Source organism: Pleurocapsa sp. FMAR1 (assembly GCF_963665995.1).
GTDB lineage: Bacteria > Cyanobacteriota > Cyanobacteriia > Cyanobacteriales > Xenococcaceae > Waterburya.
Genome location: NZ_OY762512.1, coordinates 1014538 through 1035557 on the forward strand (window position 1 = coordinate 1014538; position 21020 = coordinate 1035557).

The following is a 21020-nucleotide window of genomic DNA, read 5'->3' on the forward strand; positions in this document are numbered from 1 at the left end:
ATTCCCTGTCTTGACCAACAACAATCATTATGATTTGGTATTAGAATATCGACAAACCAACAAGCAGAATGAGATAATTGCCCATAACTGTTTATCAACAAAACATTAAAATATTTTACAAGTTCGCTTTTTATAGTGTGAGCAGTTTCAAGTACACAAAAATATATAGCTTTAATAAATGACAAAAACAGCATGGGTATTTCCAGGACAAGGTTCTCAGTCAGTAGGAATGGGCGCAGATTTCCAAGATCTTCCAGGTGCAAAATATAAGTTTAAGATTGCAGAAAAAATATTAGGTTGGTCTGTATTAGATATTTGTCAGGGAGACGAATCTACTCTGGCTAGGACTCTTTATACTCAGCCATGCCTATACGTTGTTGAATCAATCTTAGTAGATCTATTAGCGAAGAAAACTGGTCTACCTCAATTAGTTGCGGGTCACAGCCTTGGTGAATATGTGGCTTTATATGCAGCCAAGGTGTTTGATTTTGAATCAGGATTAAGATTAGTAAAAAAAAGAGCGGAATTGATGGACAGTTCTGCTGGTGGAAAAATGGCTGCATTAATGAAGTTCGATCGTTCGCAATTAAATGCTGCTTTGGCTGAAACTGATAATGTTGTCCTGGCTAACGATAACAGCGAAGGACAAGTAGTCATATCTGGTACACCAGAAGCAGTGAAAAAAATTGTGGACAAGGTTAAAGCAAAACGGATTATGTCTTTAAATGTTTCTGGTGCTTTTCACTCGCCTTTAATGTATGAGGCTTCAGCGCAATTTCTCAGAGTATTAGATTCAGTCAGCTTCAACGATGCAAAAGTTCCTGTAATATCAAACGTTCAACCTACTCCAGCTTTTGGCAAGGAAGAATTAAAACAAAGATTAGCGCAACAAATGACTGGTTCAGTTCGCTGGCGAGAAATTATGCTGCAATTTACTCAAGCAGAAATTACCCATATTATTGAAGTTGGTCCAGGAAAAGCTTTACGAGGTTTGCTCAAGAGAACCTGTCGTGAAATAAATTTAAGAGGAGTTGATACATTAGAACAGCTAAATACATTAGAACAATTTTATTCTAAAGGATTAGTTTTAAGTTCTTGAGAAAAGGTTTTAATTGTCAGCTTTATGGTCTTTCAGTGATAAATAGCTAATATTGGCTATTTATTACTGAACATTATTTTCTCGACTCCATAATGCTAAACCGCCACCTTTTCCCCTAGCAGCAATTAGATTTTTTTCAATTAAAAAATAGTGAAAAAATACCTGTTGAGGGATCTTCTTATGATAAAATTGTGCTTCTTTTGTCGCCCCATTCCTAATATAACCGTCATAAACTTTCCATCCAAAAACAGAAAAGGTCATAGTGGTAAAATCAAAAGCTAAAATATTATTTTTAATAAGCTTCATAGGACCTGTTAAAGATAAATTTAAAAAAGCTAGACTGACAGAGTTGCGAACCCTTCCCGTATTTAGGGTTTCTCGATCGCCTTCATATTCAATTTTTATTTTAACTAGCTGAGGGATGTATTTTCCTGCGCCTAAGACAATACCAGCTTTTTTTCTTGTTTTCTTTGTTCCAGTAACAAAGCGTAAATTCCACTCTCCAATTAAATCAGATAAAGAATAGTTTTCCTCGCCTTTTTTGGCTTTTTCAGCTTCTAGTAAGCTTTTTACCACTAAGGATGGTGTGGGTAAATCTGAGCTTTTATTTGTTACATTGGCTGCGTCATGAAGCACTAATTTATTATTGAACATAGTTGTCATTTTTATCGAAAAACAAATCTAATCTTTAATCGAACATTTTTATCCAAAATATTGCTATTGTTTTTAAAATATATTTATCTAATATTAAATTTAAGTATTTCTTACATTTATTTAGGTAGTCATCGAGCATAAATATACAATTTATTAATGTTTGTATTCACTCAAAAATATGTATACTTAAGCAACTTTGGGCTAATATATAATTATTTTGAACTGATACCAAAAAATATTAATTGTCCCTATAATACATCTATTTGTAAAATCTATAAGAAAAACGCAGTTTACTTATGTCTTTTGCTACAAAATTGTTCGAGATACTTGGTTTAAGAAAAGAAAATAAGCTTCCTTACTGGCTACAAATAAGTACTAAAGTACCAAATTGCGTTTACTATTTTGGTCCTTTCGATAGCTCTATAGAAGCAAAAGCATCGCAAGTTGGCTATATTGAGGATTTAATGGCAGAAAATGCTCAAGGAATACATATAGAACTTAAACAATGTCTACAACCCTTAAAGCTAACTATATGTGAAAGCGAAGAGATTTTTTAGGCTGATAATCATCTAAGTAGTTGGACAAAATTAAATTCAACGTTGATGCTTAAAGTCAGAGGTCAGTAATAATTATCCTAACTTAAACTGAATTTAAAACAGTACTAATTTACTACTAATTAGCCATAAAGCCCAGCCTGTAACAGTCAGACATAAAATACCTGCAACCCCTGCTAATGGTTGCTGATTAATTCCTGTCAGCCAGTGGTTTTTGTAACTGTAAGTTAATAGTTGCGCTGAGTCTATGCAGGTTAAACCCCAAATCCAACCTGCATGAAGCCCAACGGCAAGATAAATGTCATGATTATTTATCAGTCTTGCTTCGACTAAAATCATTCCCATCAGCCACAAGCCAGGAATTTGAGGTGCTGTTGCTCTTCTTTCCCAAAGCAGGTGTAATAAGGCAAAAATAAGACTAGAAAATGTGGCTGCTAACCAATACGAGCCATTAGTTGATAGAGTACTGTAAACATATCCACGAAAAACTAATTCTTCACTCAAACTAATTAGTAAACTTAAAATCAGAATAGGCAGTAGTAAAGGCAGTAAGCTTTTAATGTTTTCTCTATGCCAACTGACAAATTTAAAAGCCGACTCGAAGCTAAATACAATAGCTAAGCTGATAACGCTTAAAATCAAGCCTAATAGTATAGAAGCTAATATATAAGAATCTAAACTCAAGCCAAGATCGGCTAATAGCAAATTTTCTGCTTTAATTTTCCAGCCTAAAATTAGAGGAACAAAAGCATAAAGAGATAGCAGTAAGATTATTTTTTGTCTTGGTATTAAGGGTTGATTTGGCTGCCAGTTAATTAATCGAGATATAATAAAAGCGATCGGCAGCCAAAGAATTGCCCACGCTCCAAAAAAAGTTACTACGTTTAACCATGATGTATCAAACATCTTGCATATTCTAAATAGGAGTCGATCGCCCTCGTTTACGAAGACGATTATGATCGCTAAATTCGTTAAAAAAATTAGTTATCTAATGCGCCATTTTCTTCACCATCAATCTGCTTGAGGTGAATATGTTTATAACCTAATTTTATTTCAAACTTGTCTCCTTCCTTTAATCCCATTGCCTGAGTATAGGTAGATCCAATGACAATTTGACCATTTTTGTGAACACTTACTCGATAAGTAGGCTCTCTTCCACGACCATCTTTTGTTCCTTCTGGATCTAGAGGAACTCCCTTAGCAGCAAGCACTGCATCATAAAAATCTGTTAGATTTACGCGCGTTTGTTTCTCTTTTGTAATGGTAAAATATCCACATTTTTTAGCTGTTTCACGTCTTGGTAAATGGGATAGCTCTTTTACTTTTTGAAGTAAAGCTTTTCCTGTTAGCGGGGCTGTTGCCATTTCACTCATAATTAATTTGGATTCTCTCTAACTCTACTCAAGTTTAAATTGTTGCTTTTAAGTCATATTTGACATTATAAGAAATATACCGTTAATTTACTCTTTTGTCACAACTTTTTTTTGATAATTAGCTTTTTTTTGATAATCTTCTATAATTAATTTTTAGTTATTTAGTCTGATATTACAAATCATCGATTTTACTATGAATTATATTATTGCTAAATATCCCTTTAAATATTAGTCATCAGTTATTTTAAATAACAAGTATAAATTAAAATACCTGGGTATTAATCTTGACTTTCGCTGCTTAAAAGTGTTATCAGCAAATCATAACGTCTTCAAATATTAATTATTGATGAATTGTCAGGAGTTAGATTTGGGAAAAACTATTTTAGTTACTGGTGCATCTAGCTCAGGAAAAAGTGAATTTGCCGAAATGCTAGCGACTAAAACTAACAAATCTGTTATTTATCTAGCTACAGCAAAAGTCGATCCAAGCGATCGCGAATGGCAAGCCAAAATAATTAAGCATCAGCAGAGAAGACCAAAGGATTGGCAAACATTAGCAGCGTGTGAAGAATTGCCATTATGTATTGAACAGGCTGCTGAATCTGAATGTTTGCTGATTGATTCTCTAGGTACTTGGATCGCTAATTTTTTGGAACTAGACCAGATAGACTGGAAGAAAAGGTGCGATCGCCTTTTGAACAGCATCCAAAATACTCAAGCACACATCATCTTGGTAGGAGAAGAAACAGGATGGGGTATCGTCCCTGCTTATCCTTTGGGAAGGCTTTTTCGCGATCGCCTGGGATATTTGTCTCGACAAGTGGGTAATGTGGTGGATACCACCTATCTTGTTGCAGGCGGTCATGTGCTTAATTTAAGCGTGTTGGGAGAACCTTTAAGCAATTATAAAATCTAGTTGATAAATCTTGGCCGTTATTTTGTTTGCTCTTATGATTATAGATATATAACTCTTGTGATTATAGATATATAAGACTACAGTTTATTTATGGCATCAGCAACGCAAGTTAGAACTTATCTCGCTCACTGGTTTCAATTGGGCAAAAAGCTAATCTGGCTTAACGGGGAAGCAGAATTATTACCCCAGCCAGTTATACGAGGCGAGAAATTTTCACCTCAGTTTGAAGACTGCTGGCAAAAAATAATGAGCGTCGATGGAAAAAACTGTTACTTAGAAGGAAGCAGCGAAACTATCAAAGATCTACTTTCTTCTAATTGGGATATAAACAATTGTGCTAGATGCAATATGCCTGTACCAATTGTTGAGATGGGTACACAATCCTTAGACTGTGTATGTAGCGATCTGCAAAACTGGCCTAATACCGAACTACCAGCACCGCGATCGCCCGTTAGTAATTCTATACAATTAAATAGTATTAGATCTCGTTTGGACGCTAAATAATCAATAGACTTCTTGCACGAATCAAAAATATTGGTTGAGAATGAGGTCAGAGGTCAGAGGTCAGAAGTCAGCAAGGTGTAACCACCGCAGCTAGTCAGAGGTCAGGAATTTAAAACTGGTATTGAACGAGAGGGGTGCGCCTTGCAAGGCGCATACCCGCCCTCGACAATAACCTCAACGGGGGAAACCCCCGCAACGGTTTTGTCTCGCAATCGAGTTGTTGAAAAAATATATTTATGCAAGAGGTCTAATTATCAATTATCGGTTATCACAGTCAAGTTAGCTTGAGGGTACGAAACATTGAAAAGTATTTTCCTGTAATGTTCTTTGAACTAGTAGACATGGGCGTAAAGAAAGTAACTATTTATTTAATTAGAAATCCCGGTCTTATCTAACTTCCTACTTCCTACTTCCTATTCCCTACAAAGAGCGAAGCGATACTAATAGCCTTTCTGTATTAACCAATTAACCTATTGCTAATCATTTTGCCTAACTATGACAGCCTGTCTTTTGACTAGGTTGGCAACTTTTCGCTATTATTGCTCCGCAGTGAATCCACAAACTACCCGTAAAGATAAATGGCTATTGGCGAACAAGAACATTCGAGCGAAAAAAGGAAAGGAAAAAGGCAGCTGATTAAGATTGGTTATGCACCACACAATGGCATTATTACTATTGGCGTTTCTCCTCATGGCTTAATCTCGATTGGTGCAGTTCCTCACGGCTTCATTTCGATTGGACTTGTACCAATGGGTGTAGTTTCTATTGGTTTGGTTTCGATGGGTTTGCTGAGTGTAGGAAGCGTTTCGATGGGTTTGCTGAGTTTTGGCAAAAATACTATGAGTATCGTACAGCCACATGAAGGACATAATATGATGATGCCTGGCGAAGATTCCGATTCAAAAATGAAAATGCCTGCATTAAAAGAAAATTAGGCGTTGTATTCTTCAAAAGTTTTCTATGAAATGATTAAAGTATTGAGCAATGCTTTTGCCTGTAATATTTTAAAAGGCTTTGACTATCGGACGTGGCGAAGTAATTGACTTGTCCACAATAAATTCAGCCTTGGTTCATGCTGTTTATCTACTGGCAATATGAGATGATAATAGTCCTTGCAACTTTTAAATACTTATAAAGCCGATCAATGGAATGTGCAATTATCAGCCGTGCAGGACAAGTACTGGCTAGGGGAAAATTAATCTTGAAAGAAGAGGATGGCAAAACACGTCTAAACTTGGAAACCAGAGGTGGCAAGCTAATTGAGGGTGGATATGTTGGCGAGGATGGCGATTTGGGCGCAGCTAGTGAAGTACTATTTGAGAATTGCTTTGCTACCTGGCGGATGACAGGACTTACTCTAACTGTCACTATCAGTTCTTGATATGTAGATAAAAATTAAAGGTAGAAGTTGCGATAAAATACAAGTCGCCTAAACATTAGAGCAACATTTATGGGTAACACATTCGGACATCTATTTCGCATTACAACTTATGGTGAATCTCACGGCGGAGGTGTCGGTGTGGTTATTGATGGTTGTCCTCCACTGCTAGAAATTAGTGAAGCGGAAATACAGGTAGATTTAGATCGTCGAAGACCTGGACAAAGCAAAATTACAACGCCTAGAAAAGAAAGTGATACCTGTGAAATAATATCAGGGGTGTTTGAAGGTAAGACTACAGGAACACCAATATCGATCCTGGTGCGGAATAAAGATGCGCGATCGCAAGACTATAACGAGATGGCGGTAAAATATCGTCCTTCCCACGCAGATGCTACCTATGATGCTAAGTATGGCATCCGTAACTATCAAGGTGGTGGGCGTTCTTCAGCCAGAGAAACCATTGGTCGAGTTGCAGCAGGTGCGATCGCTAAAAAGATTCTCCAGCAGGTTGCAGGAGTAGAAATTGTCGCCTATGTTAAGCGCATTAAAGACATAGAGGCAGAAGTAGACAGCAACACCGTAACTTTAGAACAGGTAGAAAGTAATATTGTTCGTTGTCCTAATACTGAGTGCGCGGAGATGATGATCGAGCGCATTGATTTAGCCAGAAAAGAGCAAGATTCTTTGGGTGGGGTAGTAGAATGTGTAGCGCGTCATGTACCCAAAGGTTTAGGCGATCCTGTCTTCGATAAACTAGAGGCGGATTTAGCCAAAGGTGTTATGTCTCTTCCTGCTACTAAAGGCTTTGAAATTGGTTCGGGTTTTGCAGGCACAAACATGACGGGAAGTGAACATAATGATGAGTTTTATATCGATGAAAATGGTGCAACTCGTACCGTTTCCAATCGTTCTGGAGGAGTTCAAGGAGGCATCTCTAACGGCGAAAATATCGTAATTAGAGTAGCTTTTAAACCGACTGCAACTATTGGTAAAGAACAAAAAACAGTTACCAAAGGTGGTGAAGAAACCCTCTTGGCAGCTAAAGGAAGACACGATCCTTGCGTGTTACCAAGAGCAGTGCCGATGGTAGAGGCAATGGTAGCTTTAGTATTATGCGATCGCCTTTTATCTAATCAGGCGCAGTGTAAAACTTTAACTTCTAATTGATTTTAAATCCATTCACTAAAGCGATCGCTTTGTTTACAAGGCGATCGCTCAAATATTTACTAATTAGTTGCGCTACCTACTGCACCTTTAAGGGCAGCAATACCTTGTTCTACACTAGCCCAAAGACCCATATCAGGTTCTTGTCCAGCTAGTTCTCGTGTGCCAACAAAATAAAGCACACCTTTGAGTACTTCTTGATGAGCGCGATTTTCAAAGTTAACTTTATTTAATGGTTCTACCGCGTCTTGTAGTTCATCATCTAAAGACTGAGCAACTTTATGTATTACTAAACCAGTCATTGTTTGCTGATGTTTTAACAATTCAAACTGAAAAAATTTATCATATGTTGTCAACTCAGATCCATCCATCATCTGACCGACTTTTTCGGCGTGTTTTTGGGTAATATCGCGAGATTCTGCGGTACTACCTACTTGAGAAATAGCCTTTTCAATCGAGCTTAAGTTATCGCGATCGCTTTTCAAGATTTTTTCTAATCGTTCGCGGATAGTACTATCATCTGTAGCTGCCATTAGCTTTTGAGCGCAATCAATAAGAACGTTTTGAAATAGTTTAAGGTCTGCAAGTTTTGTTTCTAGATTTGTTTTATCAGTCATGGTTTTATAAATATTAATGTTGTTAGCTCTTGCAAGAACGAGAAAGCTCTTATTTCATGATCTCGTGAGATCTTAAAATTACCCTCCGTCTTTCGAGAGATTCATCCAAAAACTTCTATTTTCAGCTAAACTCAGCGTTCGATATAATTAGGTAAAATTAATTAGAGGAAATTGCCAATATTTAGATCGTGACGCGAGTAGAGGCAATCGCTTCTACTATGCAATAGGAAGACAGAAACGAAAAGTACTGCCTTTGCCCACTTCGCTTTCTACTTCAATATTACCCCCCTGTAATTCTACTAAGCGACGAGCGATCGCCAGACCAATGCCTGTTCCGCCTGAATGACTAGCACGAGAGGGATCGGCACGCCAAAAGCGTTCAAATACGTAGGGTAAATCCTCTGAAGCAATACCCACTCCTGTATCAATCACCGAAATCCACACATAACGGTTTATTCTTTCTGCCTTGACTACAATTGAGCCTGTTTGTGTATAGCGAATGGCATTGCCTAATAAGTTGACTAAAATTTGTTCAGTGCGATCGCGATCGGCTAAAACATTAGGTATGTCTCTAGCACAATCTAGCTTTAAAGTTGGTCCTTCTTCTAATAATTGATCGGCAAAACGCTCCACTAAAGAAGTAATTAATGGGAGCAAACTAACGGATTGGGAGTCAATCGATAGGTAACCTGCTTCTGCTTTTGAAAGCTCCTGTAAATCGTGAATTAGTCTTTCTAAACGCCTAGTTTCCCTAATTAAACGTAAATAAAGTTCTGGAGTACCCTCGATTGTGCCATCGGCTAATTCTTCTAAATAACCCCGCATAACAGTTAAAGGGGTACGTAGTTCATGGGTTAAATCGCCGATCAGTTCTCGTCGTCTCTGTTCTACATCCCCTAAGCTACTTGCCATAGAGTTAAAGCTGAGGCTTAGTTGATTTAGTTCAGGTATGGAACTTTCAGGGACTCTTTCGGCTAAATCTCCTGCTGCAAATTTTTGACTAATCTGCTTCATTTGCTTTACAGGCTGAGTAATGCGCTTAGAAAATATGTAACTTACTCCCCCAGCAGCACTTGTACCGACAATCATCGATAAAATAGCACTACGATTCCAGGCGTTTTGAAATCCTTCCACTAAATAGGTGCGAGCCGAACGAACGGTAAATATTCCTCTTTTTTCCAGTTGCTCTAAGCGTACAACAAACATTCTGGGAGAAGAAACTTTAGCAATAATAATAAAGCTACCTAATCCCACCATCATTACCAATAAATGAGAAATAAATAAACGCGTACCTAAACTCAATTTGGGCATTGCTGTTTTGTTTTATTGTTTTGTTTTGTTTTGTTCATGTTAATGTTTTTTAGCTCTTGGATTGTCGGTCAACAATATCTTTCTTCTGCCTAGAGTGAAAGAGAGATATGATACTAAATCCGATTTATAAAACCTACTTTTAAAATTAAGTATCAATCAACTGTATTTAAGACTTGAAATCAAAACACAAAAGCGATCGCACTTAATTTTTTCCTAGTAAAATGCGAAGGAATGACTTTAATTTGTCCGCACTTTTTTAGCACGACATTATGACAGAATCAATTGAGAAGACTCGCCTTTTAGATATTGCTATTATTGGCGGAGGTCCTGGAGGTTTAAGTGCAGCTCACGCTCTAGTTAACCAAGGTTTATCCGTTGGAATCTTTGAGAGGGCAAGAGCTTTGCGTCCGATTGGGGCTGCTCTTGGATTAGCCCAACAGGGCTATCAGGCTCTATCAGATATCAATCCTCAACTTTCCACACGAGTTCGCTCCTTATCTGCTAATCCACAAAGACAACTGTTAATGCGTCCAAATGGCGAGGTTTTATTTTTAGATGAATCGCCGATGGCGGGTACTAGCTTTACTTGGGTTGGCTGGCATACCCTTCAAACCTGTTTGCGCGACTGCTTACCCGATTCAGTCCACTTGTATCTTAACCACAAGTTGATCCATTTCACTACCAGCGATGGCGCTGATAGGCTTGTCCGTCTGAAATTTCAAAACCAAAGCGAATATCTAGCCAAGGTTTTAGTCGGAGCAGATGGTTATAATTCTGCTGTACGTAATGCAACCGTACAAGATGGTAAACCATTATATACCGGCACGATGACTTGGCGAGGTATAGTGCCACGTCAAGCTATGATGCCTCTCAATACTTCTCGGTTAAGCATTAAACAGAGTTAAAAATCGCCAAACTAGGTTTTTTTGAGATAACGGAGGTTTCTTGATGAATCGGTTTTTTGTTCGGAAATTTAGAACGAGTTTTCTTGACCACTCTGGGATTATTTCTGCCTTGTCTGGGAGGAATTTGTTCAGCCAGAATATCCTGAATCAACCGCGAGAAAAAAAGGGCAACTGCTCGTTTTTGAGGTCTTGAAAATCGGGAATGGCTCGTCGGATAACTTTGAGAGTACCAGTGAAACCCAAGCGTAACGGAGAAATATTTGCTTGCTCGGAAGCTTGAAACATTAAAGAGCGAATCGCATAGTGACCCAAAAGCCAGCCATAAACTTCTTGTATCACTTCACGGGGTTTTAGAGAGCGAATCGGGGTTTTACGTCCCAAAAGATGAGTTTTTAGCTCATCAATCGTATTCTCGATTTCCCACCGTTGATGATATTGCTGTGCCAACAATAAGGCAGGAAACAAAGCCAAGTCCATCAAGCTAGTAACCAAGCGATATGTTTTCAGTTCTCCTTCAGTCTCAATACTGTACTCAATAACCCGAACTTGAATCTTACCGAATCCTTTTTTCTTTGATTTGCAATCGGGATTAATCCAACTCAAATAAGAACCATCATCTAATACTTCCTGGTTCGGGAACTTAACGTTCTTCGGAACTCTGCCTAAATATTGACACCATATTCGCTAATGTAGCGTTGACCATTCGATAAGAATCAAATCCTCTATCCCACATTAAGAGCATCGATTTGTTGACCGAACGCAGTAATTTTAAAGCTCTGACTCTTTCTGCGATACGATAAGGACACATCAAAGCATCAGTGATTAAGTGTGTTCCTGTTTCAATAAGTAAGACTACGCGAACTTTGGGGAAACCTGCCTTTGTTCCTTTTCGGCTCCCTGGATAACCAAACACTTTGGCATTAGCTTGGCTATCTGGCACATCCAGTAATGTCCCATCTACTGCCATCACTCTAAGTCCACCCAGAAATGCCCCTGGTGTTGCCGAATTTGCCAATGGTTTGGCAATTGAATTAAATAGCTGACTCATTGCTTGACATCCTAATCTTTGTCTAGCTTCCGTAATTGATCAGGAGACAGGTGTTTTCCAAGATTGTCCTAATTTTGTCCATTGTTTATTTAATCCATTAACTAAGTTCTTCAAAACTGTCGTCATTGAATCTGATGACCAGTAACTCATGGCAATTACTAAGCAAACTACTAAACTTGATGTCAGCTTTCTTTGACGTGACTCCAAGCTATTGGTCTTCTTCAAAGCTGCTTCAATCATTTCTGGTTGAATGACTGTTTCTATTGCCTGAAATACTGATGAAGCTTCTAACTTCGGATTAATCAAAGAAAATTCTTTGAGCTGCAACGCCTAATACCTAATTTTGCTAGCGATTAACTTTACTTTAGAACATTTTTGGCTTAACCGAGAAGTATTGTGATGCCTCTAGCAGAACCTTTTGATCGAGATGCGGGATTTCAAATGATAGTCGGACAGCAGAAAAACTTCTGGATTATGGATTCAGGCTCTGAACAAATCGCCTGGGGTGGTACAGCTTTACAGCCAAACTCTAATAAAAGTAAATCGGTTCTAAGCAAGGTACTTTAAGTTTTCGAGGGATGGACTCCTATTGTAGAGCAGACCATTAATGCCACCGATCCTACAAGCATTATCGAGACTGGGGTTTTTGACAGAGAACCCGTTTCTCAATGGGGAGATGGTAAAAAAGTAACTTTATTAGGAGACGCAGCCCATCCTATTCGACCATCTCTAGGTCTTGGTACTACATTAGCCTTACAAGACGCAGTGGCTTTAGCTCAAGCTTTAAAGAAAATAGATCTTAATAACTCCACAGCCGTTGCAGCAACTTACAAGCTACGAACGGGAAAGAATTGCCCTCACCGCTCCCCTACAAAGTAAAGCTCGCCAACAAGGTGAAGCTTCTCATGCCGATAACCAAGCCGACCTTTTGAAAGCTGGATTTGAGGCAGCACTAGCTAATCGTCGGCAACAACATTAAAATCTCCATCTTATAAATGGGTTTTTACAATCGGATTTGGTATTACCCCGTATTATAAGAAGTACAATGAAGATGGAGGCTTTAAGGTAGCCCAATCTCCGTAAGCGTCGATTGAACTAGCTTCTTTCTAATAGGTCTGGAAATTATTGCCCGTAATTGGCACTAGCCGATGAACCGATAGAAGGAAAAGCCGAACTTGCTTTCAAAATAAAAAATAACGCTGTGCCATTGGTAAAACTGATGCAGGTTCGCAGGTTAATAGTTCGCCATCTGCTTTTACCTCATAGGTTTCGGGATTTACTTCTATTTCGGGGGTAGCTTCATTAAGTTTCATGTCTGCTTTAGAGATCTTGCGGGTATTGCTAACAGCTACCGCAGGAGTTTTGATGCCAATTTGTTCGGGTATACCTGCATCTAATGCTGCTTGAGAAACAAAGGTTAAAGAAGTCGCAGCAGTTGCCCCACCAAAGCTTCCAAACATGGGACGCATATATACGGGTTGGGGAGTGGGAATACTGGCATTGGGATCGCCCATCTGCGCCCAAGCGATCGCGCCACCTTTAATGACAATTTGCGGTTTAACCCCAAACATAGCTGGTTTCCAGAGACAAATATCTGCCAGCTTACCCTCTTCAATCGAACCGACATGATTGGCGATGCCGTGCATGATTGCAGGATTGATCGTGTATTTAGCAATGTAGCGTTTAGCGCGAAAATTATCGGCTACTTCCTCTGTGGGGGAAGATAAAACACCTCGTTGTACCTTCATTTTGTGTGCCGTCTGCCAAGTACGAATAATGGTTTCTCCGACTCTACCCATTGCTTGAGAATCAGAGGCAATCGCGCTAAATGCACCCAAATCGTGCAGAATATCTTCGGCTGCAATTGTTTCTTTACGTATTCTTGATTCGGCAAATGCCACATCTTCGGGAATACTTTTATCCAGGTGGTGACAGACCATCAACATATCTAGATGTTCTTCTAAGGTGTTGACGGTAAAGGGTCGAGTAGGATTGGTCGAAGAGGGTAAAACATTATTAAGGGCGCAGACTTTAATAATGTCTGGGGCGTGTCCCCCTCCTGCACCTTCGGTATGGTAAGTATGAATAACTCGGTCTTTAAATGCTGCAATGGTATTTTCGACAAAACCTGCTTCGTTAAGGGTGTCGGTATGAATTGCTACCTGGACATCATATTCATCTGCCACACCCAAACAAGTATCGATCGCAGCGGGAGTTGTTCCCCAGTCTTCGTGGAGTTTTAATCCCATTGCACCTGCTTTAACTTGTTCTGCTAACCCTTCTGGTTTAGCACTGTTTCCTTTACCTAAAAAGCCCAAATTCATTGGGAAAGCATCGGCAGCCTGTAGCATCATGGCGATATTCCACGCGCCAGGAGTACAGGTAGTCGCATTAGTCCCAGTAGCCGGTCCCGTACCGCCACCGATCATTGTGGTTATACCAGAGGCGATCGCCGTTTCGATTTGTTGGGGACAGATAAAGTGAATGTGGCTATCTATACCCCCTGCCGTAACAATATGTCCTTCTCCTGCAACCACTTCGGTAGCTGGACCAATAATAATATCAACGTTATCTTGAATATAGGGATTACCCGCTTTGCCAATTTTATGTATTTTGCCGTCTTTGATACCAATGTCGGCTTTAACAATACCCCACCAGTCGAGAATTAAGGCGTTAGTAATTACCATGTCTACCGCACCATCTTCACGGGAAATTGGCGATTGCCCCATACCGTCGCGGATTACCTTACCACCACCAAACTTAACTTCGTCGCCGTAGGTAGTGTAATCTCGTTCGACTTCGATAAATAATTCTGTATCTGCCAGTCTAATGCGATCGCCTACTGTGGGGCCAAAGGTATCGGCATAAGCCCGTCGATCCATACGATAACTCATAGTTTTAATTCTTCTTTATGTTTTAATTTGTTTTGGACTAGAGCTTTGCCCTTCGGGTATGAAGTATGAGATATGAAGAAAGGCATTACTTCTGCCTTCTGCCTTCATACTTCTGCCTTCATACTTCGTTGACTAATTAGCAAATAATCTTTGAGCTAATTTTGAATGCTGCATTTGAGCGATGTCGATCGACGGAGTACAAGACCACATTTGCTCTAGCTTCATCGATGCAGCAGTTGACCAAACTGCCTCAATATCTGGTGCTAGCTGAAGTAAAACTTGCTGTGTTTGGATGTGTCCTACAAGACTCAAACGAATAGCTGCGCTCAAAATACTGGTAACCAAACCATGCAAAAAAGCCAATACCGCATCTCGTTCGCTCAAACTGGCGATCGCAGCAACTGCGCCAAACACAACTGGATGCAAACAGTGTATTTTCCCCGCAGCAGCCTCTCTATTGAGAATTTCTAATCGTTTATCTTGCCAAGTAGAACTAGCCACCATTAGCAAAGCTCGTCCGCTTTGACGCTGAGTTTCTCTATTTTTGGCAATCGCAGTTTGCACGAATAGTTGCCTATCGGCTTGTCTTACTGCCTCCATGTTGCCGTCTTTACTCCCGCGATGACCGTAAATGAGTGCTACTATATCAGTCATTCCTACCTTGTTACGTAACAATAGCTGCAAAAAAATCTGCAATTCTCGTACTGACTGAATTTTGCCAGTTTGAACTAGGGTTTCTAGTCCGTGAGAGAGGGTAAAAGAACCCGTTGGGAAAAAAGAATCAGATAACTGCATCAAAGCAAGTTGTTGGGAGATCTGAGATTGAATCATTGGCTGTGATGGCGATGGGTATGGTGGGAAAAATGGAGATGCTGTTGGGGCGATCGCGATTCATAATTTATTCTCAAGCCAGGAATTTGAAAATCTTTAATAGTTGCTTCAATTACGGCTGGATCTACTACTGGTTGAAGATAGATTTTGTTCTTGCCGATTATGATTGGCCAGTGATGATTGCCCAAAACGTGACCTAGATGCACCAGTTTTATAGCGCGATCTGCTACAGGTTCGGTAAAACTGAGTACCATTAATCTTTGCTCTTGCAGGTGAATCACTAATAAGTTACCAGATTCAGTGACAAATACATCTTCTTGACGCAGCGACCAATCTCGACTTTTAATAATACCTACAGTTATACCAGAGGTAGATTGAGCCTGAATTCTGCCTTTTGGGCTATCGGTTTGACTCAAATATACTTCCAAACACTGATTTAGATCGCGAACCGATTTCACCCTTTGGGCTAGGTTAGTATCTTCTGTGAGATTACCTAAATAAGTTTGTGCTATTTCGGTAGTTTTATTGATCATTTATTACTTGGGAATATAAGGTAAGCTAGAGCGATCGCCCGAATAGCGAACACAGTTTAAAGCATATTTAATGTACTTTTTGATGACTAAAGTTTTACTAGCCAAAGCGCGAACCAGTAAACCTTTATTTTCAGGTAAGACAGAACTAGCTACAACCAAGTCGGGATTAGCGGCTTCGATATCTTCAAGATTTTTACTAAGTAGCTCAAGATCTGCGTGTGGTTGGACTATGATTAAATTAGCCAGTACGGGCTTAGAGGCAAATAGATCGCTATGCTTAAAAAGATTATGCTTTCCTTCTAGGTGGATAGTATCTCTAAACCCTAGTTCTCCTACGGCGGTGGTAATCTCTAAACGGCTGAAATAGTGGCGGAATTGATAACACTCTCCTCTAGCCAGCCGTCCTGGAAGAACAATCTCGCTCCAAAAAAGTTCTGCGCCCTCGTGAAGTTGAATGCGAGTAGTTTGTTCCAATGCAGCATCGGCAAACAAAATTAGTGGTTCTGGTACGAACTCTAAACTTGCTCCCGCTTCCACTGCCATGTTTAAGTCAACTGTCGCCTTCGTACCCGCTATGGGCATAGGGTGAACCTTAGTAGCAGCTTGATCGGTAAGATAGAGACTAGCCCCCGCTTCTAGCTGTAAAGATAAACCCAAGTTGTCTCCAGCCAGTAACCCAGGCGATGTGTTGGTAATATAAAGATAAGCGCGTTGCTCCTCAGCAGCATCCAAACGAAATACACCAGACAAACGCCAAGGATAAGTCATATACTGATGAGTAACTACAGTTTTACCCAGGCGATCGCATTTCAGTCTTATTTCTAAATTATCTCTCCCCATCTTTTTATCAGTTGGCAATACTTATTACCGACGATGGGCTACGAAATAGCACCGCCTCTTCAATAAAACCAATTACCTGATCCAATCCCTCACCAGTTTTACAATTGGTATATGCAATCGCTTTACCTCGGCGGTGTACTGGGGCTTGCTGGCGAATTAAATTCAAGTCTGCACCTACATAAGGGGCAATATCGATTTTATTAATTACCACTAAGTCAGCCTGAACGAAACCAGGGCCATTCTTACGCGGAATATCATCTCCTGCCCCTACATCAATTACAAAAATATAAGCATCTACTAAATCGTAGCTAAAAGTAGAAGCAAGATTATCGCCCCCACTCTCAATCAGAATCAAATCCAAATTAGGATAGAGTATTTCCAAATCCTGCACTGCTAAAAGATTCATGGTGGGGTCTTCTCTGATCGCCGTGTGGGGACAGCTACCAGTTTCTACGCCGATTATGCGATCGCTTGGTAAAATTCCTCCGCTTTTAAGACGGTCTGCATCTTCAGTGGTTAGCAAGTCGTTGGTGACGATCGCTACCTCGATACCTTGCTTCTTTAACAGGGGAACAATACTCTCTACTAAAGCAGTTTTACCACTACCTACAGGGCCACCTATTCCCAGTCTTGCTGCTGTTGGCATAGTTTAATCTCCCGATTTCGGTTTTTGTTTAATCTAATTTTTGCTCGACTAAGGCATTAAAACCGTATATTTCCCGACTACCTGCAATCGCTACCAACTCGACTTCTTTTTCATCCCCTGGTTCAAATCTCACCGCCGTACCTGCGGGAATATTTAAACGCATCCCTTTAGTTGGTTCGCGGTCGAATTGCAAAGCTTCATTTACTTCATAAAAATGAAAATGAGAACCTATTTGAATCGGGCGATCGCCTGTATTGGCTACCTGAACCTGCATCGTTTCTCGTCCTGCGTTTAATTCAATTTCCCCTGATTGGGTAATTATTTCTCCTGGAATCATAAGTATCGCTGTTAGTTAAACGTTTAAAATAGTCAATAATACTGTTCGGGCTATTAGCTATCGGCTATCAGCTTTCTCATTTATTGTGTTTATGTTGCAAGGCAGAAATTTTAGTAATTGATAATTGTTCATTGAATAGGATTGTGTACCGTAACCAATTTAGTACCATCAGGAAAGGTTGCTTCTACCTGCACTTCATCAACCATTTCTGGTATCCCTTCCATTACCTCGTCCTGTTTTAAAAGAGTTTTACCGTAACTCATCAATTCAGCCACCGCCCTACCTTCTCTAGCACCTTCTAAAATAGCAGCAGAAATGTACGCTACTGCTTCGGGATAATTTAGTTTAAGCCCTTTTTCCTTACGCTGTTGAGCAAGTAAACCAGCCGTAAAAATCATTAGTTTGTCTTTTTCTTGTGGCGATAATTGCATAGATATTTTATATTTAACAATTGATTGCCATAGTAGCAGAGGATAGCCCACCAGACACCAAAATCGATCGTAACTGTAGTTAGGGCAGAGAAAATAATAATAGCGATCGCCCACCAGATATTCCAGCCGATTTTACCCGAAAGTCCAAAAGTAGCTAATAGACCTCTTGCATAAGTCCCATAAATTTCGGTTTGGTTTAGGGAAAGGGGAAAGGGGAAAGGGGTTAATTTTAATTCCTAATTTATTTTTGCAAGAGATTTAATGCTGCCCCTACTAAAATACCGTTGTGGTCAAAAATACCACCGCGAATCGTGTCTCGGTTTAACTTCAAAGCGATCGCAAAACGATTAAATCAGCTTTAGAGGATTAATAAAATACATCTTGGGGTCTGGCCAGCTTTTGACAAGTGCGACACATTCCCTTCTTTCTGAGGCGTTGGTGAATTAGGGTATAATTTTCAAAATTATTGGTTTTGTATTTAATTGAAATGAATATCTTCAAAAAAAGCTGCATATTTTGTCTAAGTATTTTGTTTATCTGCTTTAGTTGGTCAATTCCTGTTGAGGGAGGAGTATTAGGAGTATTAAGCAATAAAGAATGGACGATTTCAGTAGGCAATGAACAGTCTTTTACTGGCAGAAATGGGACAGGAAACCTTAGCTATTATGGATGCGATCAAAAGTGTAACTGTATTAATTTGACTGGAGGCAAAATGATCTGTCGCAATGGAATATGTGAGACTGGTTGGCAAAATAAAAACTTTACTTATGTCTATTCTTTTCCTATCACCACATCGGATGATTCTAGCCCAACCCCCCCTACTTTAAAGATTTTATCTAATTATAAGATTATTTACCAAGGCCAACTATATCCTAAAGCTTTTGATAATGTCGACTCTGGAAATTAATTAGGTATTGTCGATCGCTAATAAAGTATATATGAATATTGAAATTATAAAACTCCATCCAGCAGCAATTATTCCTTATTATGCTTATCCAGGGGATGCAGGATTAGATTTATTTTCTATTGAAGAAGTAGAAATATTACCAGCAGAAGCTCAATTAATTAATACAGGAATTGCGATCGCTCTACCTCCCAATACTGAAGCACAAATACGTCCTCGTAGTGGATTAGCACTCAAACATTCAATTACGGTCTTAAATTCTCCTGGCACAATTGATGCAGGATATAGAGGGGAAATTGGCATTGTTTTAATTAATCATGGAAAAAACAGATTTAAAGTAGTTCCAGGTATGAAAATCGCACAAATGGTCATTTCTTCATTTATTCAAGCAAAATTAATGATAGCTAATCACCTAAACGTGACTACCAGAGGCAATAATGGTTTTGGCTCAACTGGAGGAATGGAATAATAAAATATATTCACTGTTGAAAAATTTATTTATGCTTGTCTAGCCTAAATGGTGCAAAAAGGCTTGCATTGCATATAAACAACTAACAAAGCTTATCTAAAGGTTTTTTTCTTAGTATTTGTAAGGCAATTGCCTAAGGTAAAAAAAGATAGATAGTGAAGTTTTTCGGCTATTTTTTATAATTCTTAAAAAATAATTAAGATAAACCTGAAAACTATATCTAGGGATTTATAACGTAGGAGAGATGCCTGATAAAAAGTATCTTTATAAAATGGGCTAGTTAACACAAACTATACTTTTTGATTAAGAAAAATAACTCCACGGTTATGTTACCCAAAAATAGAGGAAAAGTTGCTCTGGTTTCTGTTCACGGCGATCCTGCCATAGACATTGGCAAAGAAGAAGCTGGCGGACAAAATGTTTACGTTAGAGAAGTGGGAGAAGCCTTAGCTCGTCAGGGTTGGCAGGTAGATATGTTCACTCGTCGCAGCGATGAGTCTCAGGCAGAAATTGTCGATCATAGTCCTAATTGTCGTACGATACGTTTGACGGCAGGACCTCAAGAATTTGTACCCAGACAAAAAATATTTGATTACTTACCTGAATTCGTTACTGCATTTTTTGATTTTCAGCATCAACATCAAACTATTTACCCCCTTATTCACACTAACTATTGGCTCTCTGCTTGGGTGGGAATGGAGATTAAAAAACTTCAAACCGTTAGACATTTACATACATACCATTCTTTGGGAGCAGTAAAATATCGCTCAATTAAGACCATTCCTTTAATTGCCAAGACCCGTCTGCGCGTTGAAAAGCAATGTTTAGAGACAGCAGATACGATCATTGCTACTTCTCCCCAAGAACAAAAACATATGCAAACATTAGTATCTCAACAAGGTAACATCACAGTTATTCCTTGTGGTACTAACATAGATTGCTTTGGTAGTATTGATTGCGACAACGGCAGAGCTAAACTTGGCATTAACCCAGATGATAAGGTGGTAATGTATGCAGGACGCTTTGACCAACGTAAAGGCATAGAAACTTTAGTTAGAGCAGTTGCCAAAGATGAGGTTAAACGTCACAAAAATCTTAAGTTAATGATCGTTGGCGGTTTTACTCCAGGAGAAAGTGATGGTCTAGAAAAAGAGCGTATTGCCAATATCGTTCATGAATTGGACATTGAAGACATAACTACATTTGTTGGTCGAGTTCAGCACGAAGACTTAGCAGCTTATTATGCTGCTGCGGATATTTGCGTTGTTCCTAGTCATTACGAACCTTTTGGCTTGGTAGCAATTGAAGCTATGGCTTCGCGGACTCCTGTAGTTGCTTCCAAGGTAGGTGGCTTGAAGTTTTCTGTAGCTGATGAAGTTACAGGATTACTTGTACCTCCCCAAGATGAAGCAGCATTTGCTCAAGCGATCGACTCTATTCTTGCTAATCCTCAATGGCATAAACAATTAGGAACTAATGCCAGAGAAAGAGTTGAAGCTAAATTTAGTTGGGATGGTGTTGCTAACCAGTTGGATCAGCAGTACCTATCGGAATTGAATAAGCTGTACGAAGAACTAGGATTATTCAATCCCGCAGTGTAGTTAAATAG

General features: G+C 39.3%; 26 protein-coding genes and 1 pseudogene. 14 read left to right on the top strand and 13 right to left on the bottom strand.

Annotated elements, in window-relative coordinates:
- Window positions 1-178: 178 nt before the first annotated feature.
- Window positions 179-1099: an ACP S-malonyltransferase gene (fabD, locus tag SLP02_RS04990; RefSeq protein WP_319419548.1), complete on the top strand. Its 921-nt coding sequence runs from the start codon at window positions 179-181 to the stop codon at window positions 1097-1099.
- Window positions 1100-1162: 63 nt separating this feature from the next.
- On the opposite strand, the gene SLP02_RS04995 is transcribed toward fabD, so the two are convergent.
- The gene (locus SLP02_RS04995; protein ID WP_319419549.1) at window positions 1163-1753 is read right to left on the bottom strand and encodes a hypothetical protein; all 591 of its coding nucleotides are present in this window, start codon (window positions 1751-1753) and stop codon (window positions 1163-1165) included.
- A gap of 296 nt (window positions 1754-2049) precedes the next feature.
- Between SLP02_RS04995 and SLP02_RS05000 the strand changes: the two genes are divergently transcribed.
- Window positions 2050-2310 carry a DUF1816 domain-containing protein gene (locus SLP02_RS05000; RefSeq protein ID WP_319419550.1) on the top strand — a complete coding sequence of 87 codons (261 nt, stop codon included), beginning with the start codon at window positions 2050-2052 and terminating at the stop codon, window positions 2308-2310.
- Window positions 2311-2403: 93 nt separating this feature from the next.
- Here the strand turns inward: SLP02_RS05000 and SLP02_RS05005 are convergent, their stop codons facing one another.
- Window positions 2404-3213, bottom strand: a complete 810-nt coding sequence (locus SLP02_RS05005) for a CPBP family glutamic-type intramembrane protease (RefSeq protein WP_319419551.1) — start codon at window positions 3211-3213, stop codon at window positions 2404-2406.
- Between the two features lie 74 nt (window positions 3214-3287).
- Window positions 3288-3680, bottom strand: coding sequence for an AbrB family transcriptional regulator (locus SLP02_RS05010; protein WP_319419552.1), 393 nt, complete (start codon window positions 3678-3680; stop codon window positions 3288-3290).
- 346 nt (window positions 3681-4026) lie between these two features.
- Here SLP02_RS05010 and cobU point away from each other — a divergent pair, with 346 nt between their 5' ends.
- The 5 genes from cobU to aroC all read left to right on the top strand — a co-directional run bounded on the left by cobU (window position 4027) and on the right by aroC (window position 7648).
- Window positions 4027-4596, top strand: a complete 570-nt coding sequence (gene cobU, locus SLP02_RS05015) for a bifunctional adenosylcobinamide kinase/adenosylcobinamide-phosphate guanylyltransferase (protein WP_319419553.1) — start codon at window positions 4027-4029, stop codon at window positions 4594-4596.
- Window positions 4597-4686: 90 nt separating this feature from the next.
- Window positions 4687-5100, top strand: coding sequence for a hypothetical protein (locus SLP02_RS05020; protein WP_319419554.1), 414 nt, complete (start codon window positions 4687-4689; stop codon window positions 5098-5100).
- A gap of 578 nt (window positions 5101-5678) precedes the next feature.
- On the top strand, window positions 5679-6035 hold the full coding sequence (locus tag SLP02_RS05025) for a hypothetical protein (RefSeq protein WP_319419555.1): 357 nt from the start codon (window positions 5679-5681) through the stop codon (window positions 6033-6035).
- A gap of 209 nt (window positions 6036-6244) precedes the next feature.
- Window positions 6245-6481: a hypothetical protein gene (locus tag SLP02_RS05030; protein ID WP_319419556.1), complete on the top strand. Its 237-nt coding sequence runs from the start codon at window positions 6245-6247 to the stop codon at window positions 6479-6481.
- 69 nt (window positions 6482-6550) lie between these two features.
- Window positions 6551-7648 carry a chorismate synthase gene (gene aroC / locus SLP02_RS05035; RefSeq protein ID WP_319419557.1) on the top strand — a complete coding sequence of 366 codons (1098 nt, stop codon included), beginning with the start codon at window positions 6551-6553 and terminating at the stop codon, window positions 7646-7648.
- A 59-nt stretch (window positions 7649-7707) separates the two neighbouring features.
- On the opposite strand, the gene SLP02_RS05040 is transcribed toward aroC, so the two are convergent.
- Window positions 7708-8262, bottom strand: a complete 555-nt coding sequence (locus tag SLP02_RS05040) for a hemerythrin HHE cation-binding protein (RefSeq protein WP_319419558.1) — start codon at window positions 8260-8262, stop codon at window positions 7708-7710.
- A 216-nt stretch (window positions 8263-8478) separates the two neighbouring features.
- Window positions 8479-9573 carry a sensor histidine kinase gene (locus SLP02_RS05045; RefSeq protein ID WP_319419559.1) on the bottom strand — a complete coding sequence of 365 codons (1095 nt, stop codon included), beginning with the start codon at window positions 9571-9573 and terminating at the stop codon, window positions 8479-8481.
- Between the two features lie 269 nt (window positions 9574-9842).
- Here SLP02_RS05045 and SLP02_RS05050 point away from each other — a divergent pair, with 269 nt between their 5' ends.
- A complete protein-coding gene (locus SLP02_RS05050; RefSeq protein ID WP_319419560.1) occupies window positions 9843-10478 on the top strand; it encodes an FAD-dependent monooxygenase in 636 nt (211 codons plus the stop codon).
- A 147-nt stretch (window positions 10479-10625) separates the two neighbouring features.
- Here SLP02_RS05050 and SLP02_RS05055 read toward each other — a convergent pair.
- Window positions 10626-11778 (bottom strand): annotated as a pseudogene (locus SLP02_RS05055) (IS4 family transposase).
- Between the two features lie 147 nt (window positions 11779-11925).
- Here SLP02_RS05055 and SLP02_RS05060 point away from each other — a divergent pair.
- The 3 genes from SLP02_RS05060 to SLP02_RS05065 all read left to right on the top strand — a co-directional run bounded on the left by SLP02_RS05060 (window position 11926) and on the right by SLP02_RS05065 (window position 12505).
- Window positions 11926-12093 carry a hypothetical protein gene (locus SLP02_RS05060; protein WP_319419561.1) on the top strand — a complete coding sequence of 56 codons (168 nt, stop codon included), beginning with the start codon at window positions 11926-11928 and terminating at the stop codon, window positions 12091-12093.
- Between the two features lie 150 nt (window positions 12094-12243).
- The gene (locus SLP02_RS26520) at window positions 12244-12405 is read left to right on the top strand and encodes a hypothetical protein (RefSeq protein ID WP_413467334.1); all 162 of its coding nucleotides are present in this window, start codon (window positions 12244-12246) and stop codon (window positions 12403-12405) included.
- Entirely contained in the window at window positions 12344-12505 is a 162-nt protein-coding gene (locus SLP02_RS05065; protein ID WP_319419562.1) for a hypothetical protein, read from the top strand. The genes SLP02_RS26520 and SLP02_RS05065 overlap by 62 nt, the downstream gene beginning before the upstream one ends.
- A gap of 202 nt (window positions 12506-12707) precedes the next feature.
- Here the strand turns inward: SLP02_RS05065 and ureC are convergent, their stop codons facing one another.
- From ureC to ureA, 7 genes are all read right to left on the bottom strand, one after another.
- Entirely contained in the window at window positions 12708-14420 is a 1713-nt protein-coding gene (gene ureC / locus SLP02_RS05070) for an urease subunit alpha (protein ID WP_319419563.1), read from the bottom strand.
- A 132-nt stretch (window positions 14421-14552) separates the two neighbouring features.
- A complete protein-coding gene (locus SLP02_RS05075; RefSeq protein ID WP_319419564.1) occupies window positions 14553-15251 on the bottom strand; it encodes an urease accessory protein UreF in 699 nt (232 codons plus the stop codon).
- Window positions 15248-15784 (bottom strand): urease accessory protein UreE, encoded by a 537-nt coding sequence (locus SLP02_RS05080; protein ID WP_319419565.1) that lies wholly within the window; start codon window positions 15782-15784, stop codon window positions 15248-15250. Before SLP02_RS05080 ends, SLP02_RS05075 begins: the two co-directional genes overlap by 4 nt.
- A gap of 3 nt (window positions 15785-15787) precedes the next feature.
- On the bottom strand, window positions 15788-16624 hold the full coding sequence (locus SLP02_RS05085) for an urease accessory protein UreD (RefSeq protein WP_319419566.1): 837 nt from the start codon (window positions 16622-16624) through the stop codon (window positions 15788-15790).
- A 7-nt stretch (window positions 16625-16631) separates the two neighbouring features.
- Window positions 16632-17270, bottom strand: a complete 639-nt coding sequence (ureG, locus tag SLP02_RS05090) for an urease accessory protein UreG (RefSeq protein ID WP_319419567.1) — start codon at window positions 17268-17270, stop codon at window positions 16632-16634.
- A 28-nt stretch (window positions 17271-17298) separates the two neighbouring features.
- Window positions 17299-17607: an urease subunit beta gene (gene ureB / locus SLP02_RS05095; RefSeq protein WP_319419568.1), complete on the bottom strand. Its 309-nt coding sequence runs from the start codon at window positions 17605-17607 to the stop codon at window positions 17299-17301.
- A 128-nt stretch (window positions 17608-17735) separates the two neighbouring features.
- The gene (gene ureA / locus SLP02_RS05100; RefSeq protein ID WP_319423655.1) at window positions 17736-18038 is read right to left on the bottom strand and encodes an urease subunit gamma; all 303 of its coding nucleotides are present in this window, start codon (window positions 18036-18038) and stop codon (window positions 17736-17738) included.
- Window positions 18039-18525: 487 nt separating this feature from the next.
- Here ureA and SLP02_RS05105 point away from each other — a divergent pair, with 487 nt between their 5' ends.
- The 3 genes from SLP02_RS05105 (at window position 18526) to SLP02_RS05115 (ending at window position 21012) form a co-directional block, all read left to right on the top strand.
- Window positions 18526-18945, top strand: a complete 420-nt coding sequence (locus tag SLP02_RS05105) for a hypothetical protein (RefSeq protein ID WP_319419569.1) — start codon at window positions 18526-18528, stop codon at window positions 18943-18945.
- Window positions 18946-18976: 31 nt separating this feature from the next.
- A complete protein-coding gene (dut, locus tag SLP02_RS05110; RefSeq protein ID WP_319419570.1) occupies window positions 18977-19411 on the top strand; it encodes a dUTP diphosphatase in 435 nt (144 codons plus the stop codon).
- A 326-nt stretch (window positions 19412-19737) separates the two neighbouring features.
- Window positions 19738-21012, top strand: a complete 1275-nt coding sequence (locus SLP02_RS05115; RefSeq protein ID WP_413467335.1) for a glycosyltransferase — start codon at window positions 19738-19740, stop codon at window positions 21010-21012.
- Window positions 21013-21020: the final 8 nt, after the last annotated feature.

Bases quoted from the DNA above. Each gene is read 5' to 3' on its own strand.
- fabD (WP_319419548.1), top strand. From the start codon at position 179: ATGACAAAAACAGCATGGGTATTTCCAGGACAAGGTTCTCAGTCAGTA.
- SLP02_RS04995 (WP_319419549.1), bottom strand. From the start codon at position 1,753: ATGTTCAATAATAAATTAGTGCTTCATGACGCAGCCAATGTAACAAAT.
- SLP02_RS05000 (WP_319419550.1), top strand. From the start codon at position 2,050: ATGTCTTTTGCTACAAAATTGTTCGAGATACTTGGTTTAAGAAAAGAA.
- SLP02_RS05005 (WP_319419551.1), bottom strand. From the start codon at position 3,213: ATGTTTGATACATCATGGTTAAACGTAGTAACTTTTTTTGGAGCGTGG.
- SLP02_RS05010 (WP_319419552.1), bottom strand. From the start codon at position 3,680: ATGAGTGAAATGGCAACAGCCCCGCTAACAGGAAAAGCTTTACTTCAA.
- cobU (WP_319419553.1), top strand. From the start codon at position 4,027: ATGAATTGTCAGGAGTTAGATTTGGGAAAAACTATTTTAGTTACTGGT.
- SLP02_RS05020 (WP_319419554.1), top strand. From the start codon at position 4,687: ATGGCATCAGCAACGCAAGTTAGAACTTATCTCGCTCACTGGTTTCAA.
- SLP02_RS05025 (WP_319419555.1), top strand. From the start codon at position 5,679: ATGGCTATTGGCGAACAAGAACATTCGAGCGAAAAAAGGAAAGGAAAA.
- SLP02_RS05030 (WP_319419556.1), top strand. From the start codon at position 6,245: ATGGAATGTGCAATTATCAGCCGTGCAGGACAAGTACTGGCTAGGGGA.
- aroC (WP_319419557.1), top strand. From the start codon at position 6,551: ATGGGTAACACATTCGGACATCTATTTCGCATTACAACTTATGGTGAA.
- SLP02_RS05040 (WP_319419558.1), bottom strand. From the start codon at position 8,262: ATGACTGATAAAACAAATCTAGAAACAAAACTTGCAGACCTTAAACTA.
- SLP02_RS05045 (WP_319419559.1), bottom strand. From the start codon at position 9,573: ATGCCCAAATTGAGTTTAGGTACGCGTTTATTTATTTCTCATTTATTG.
- SLP02_RS05050 (WP_319419560.1), top strand. From the start codon at position 9,843: ATGACAGAATCAATTGAGAAGACTCGCCTTTTAGATATTGCTATTATT.
- SLP02_RS05060 (WP_319419561.1), top strand. From the start codon at position 11,926: ATGCCTCTAGCAGAACCTTTTGATCGAGATGCGGGATTTCAAATGATA.
- ureC (WP_319419563.1), bottom strand. From the start codon at position 14,420: ATGAGTTATCGTATGGATCGACGGGCTTATGCCGATACCTTTGGCCCC.
- SLP02_RS05075 (WP_319419564.1), bottom strand. From the start codon at position 15,251: ATGATTCAATCTCAGATCTCCCAACAACTTGCTTTGATGCAGTTATCT.
- SLP02_RS05080 (WP_319419565.1), bottom strand. From the start codon at position 15,784: ATGATCAATAAAACTACCGAAATAGCACAAACTTATTTAGGTAATCTC.
- SLP02_RS05085 (WP_319419566.1), bottom strand. From the start codon at position 16,624: ATGGGGAGAGATAATTTAGAAATAAGACTGAAATGCGATCGCCTGGGT.
- ureG (WP_319419567.1), bottom strand. From the start codon at position 17,270: ATGCCAACAGCAGCAAGACTGGGAATAGGTGGCCCTGTAGGTAGTGGT.
- ureB (WP_319419568.1), bottom strand. From the start codon at position 17,607: ATGATTCCAGGAGAAATAATTACCCAATCAGGGGAAATTGAATTAAAC.
- ureA (WP_319423655.1), bottom strand. From the start codon at position 18,038: ATGCAATTATCGCCACAAGAAAAAGACAAACTAATGATTTTTACGGCT.
- SLP02_RS05105 (WP_319419569.1), top strand. From the start codon at position 18,526: ATGAATATCTTCAAAAAAAGCTGCATATTTTGTCTAAGTATTTTGTTT.
- dut (WP_319419570.1), top strand. From the start codon at position 18,977: ATGAATATTGAAATTATAAAACTCCATCCAGCAGCAATTATTCCTTAT.
- SLP02_RS05115 (WP_413467335.1), top strand. From the start codon at position 19,738: ATGTTACCCAAAAATAGAGGAAAAGTTGCTCTGGTTTCTGTTCACGGC.